1 protein-coding gene is annotated in these 1612 nt (G+C 72.5%); it reads left to right on the top strand.

Going from position 1 to position 1612, the window contains the following annotated elements; genetic code table 11:
- A partial coding sequence (locus AB0I68_RS39045; protein ID WP_363182203.1) for a beta-ketoacyl synthase N-terminal-like domain-containing protein occupies positions 1-1612 on the top strand: 1612 nt, incomplete at both ends.

Raw genomic sequence — 1612 nt, 5'->3', positions numbered from 1 at the left:
ACCGCTGGTGTGCTGGATGACGGTGTGCTGGACGCGCTGACGCCGGAGCGGTTCGAGAATGTGCTGCGGGCCAAGGCCACCTCTGCCCTCAACCTCCACGAGCTGACCGTCGAGCTGGGCATCGAGCTCGACGCCTTCGTGCTGTTCTCGTCCATGAGTGGCACGATCGGCTCGGCGGGTCAGGGCAACTACGCTGCCGCCAACGCCTACCTGGACGCGCTCGCCGAGCAGCGGCGGGCAGCCGGTCTGGCTGCCACCTCGCTGGCCTGGGGTCCGTGGGCCGAGAGCGGTATGGTCGCCGACGAGGCTCTCGAAGCCCGGATGCGCCGGGACGGCGTACCGCCCATGAACGGGAGCGCGGCGATCCGTGCGCTCGGCCAGGCCGTGGCCGGTGCGGACGCCTCCCTCACCGTGGCCGACGTCGTCTGGGAGCAGTACCTCTCCGGCCACACCGCCGTACGCGGCAGCACCCTCTTCGACGAGCTCAGCGAGGTCCGCGCGACCCGCTCGGCCGCCGAGGCTCGTACCGACCGGGCCGCGTCCGCGCAGGCCGACGGCCCCCTCTCCCTCGGCGCGCGGCTCGCCGCGCTCGCCCCCGCCGAGCAGGTACGAGAGCTGCTCGGGCTGGTCCGCACGCACGTCGCCGCCGTCCTCGGACACGGGGGCGCGGACGCGGTCGGTGCGGAACGCGCCTTCAAGGAGCTCGGCTTCGACTCCCTCACCGCGGTCGAGCTGCGCAACCGCCTGAACGCGGCCACCGAGCTGTGGCTGCCCGTCACCCTCGTCTACGACTACCCGACCTCCGCCGCGCTGGCCGAGTACCTTCGCGAGGAGCTCGTCGGCAGCGTCCCGGTCTCCGGCGCCATGCTCCCCGTCGCCGCGGCCGTCGACGGCGACCCGATCGCCATCGTCGCCATGAGCTGCCGTTTCCCCGGCGGGGTCAGCACCCCAGAGGACCTCTGGGAGCTGCTTGCGCAGGGTACGGACGCGGTCGACGCCTTCCCGGCCGACCGCGGCTGGAACCTGGAGCGGCTCTACAGCCCCGACCCGGACCAGCCGGGGACCTCGTACACCCGCGAGGGCGGCTTCGTCGCCGGGGTGGCGGACTTTGACGCGGACTTCTTCGGGATTTCCCCGCGCGAGGCCCTCGCCATGGACCCCCAGCAGCGGCTGCTGCTGGAGACCTCCTGGGAGGCCTTCGAGCGGGCCGGCATCGACCCGGCGTCGCTGCGCGGCAGCCGCGCCGGTGTCTTCGTCGGCACCAACGGCCAGGACTACCTCTCCCTCATCACCCGCGACCAGGACGGCCTCGAAGGCCACGTCGGCACGGGCAACGCGGGGAGCGTCATGTCGGGCCGCGTCTCCTACGTCTTCGGGCTGGAGGGTCCGGCGGTCACCGTCGACACCGCGTGCTCGTCGTCCCTCGTCGCGCTGCACTGGGCGATCCAGGCGCTGCGCAACGGCGAGTGCTCGCTGGCGCTGGCGGGCGGTGTCACCGTCATGTCGACGCCGGAGAACTTCATCGATTTCAGCCGTCAGCGTGGGTTGGCGGAGGACGGCCGGATCAAGGCCTTCGCCGCCTCGGCCGATGGCACGGGTTGGGGTGAGGGTG

The organism is Streptomyces sp. NPDC050448 (genome assembly GCF_040655295.1).
Classification (GTDB): Bacteria; Actinomycetota; Actinomycetes; order Streptomycetales; family Streptomycetaceae; genus Streptomyces.
Note: the sequence above shows the minus strand (reverse complement) of the source record. Positions and strands in the feature narration are given on the sequence as shown.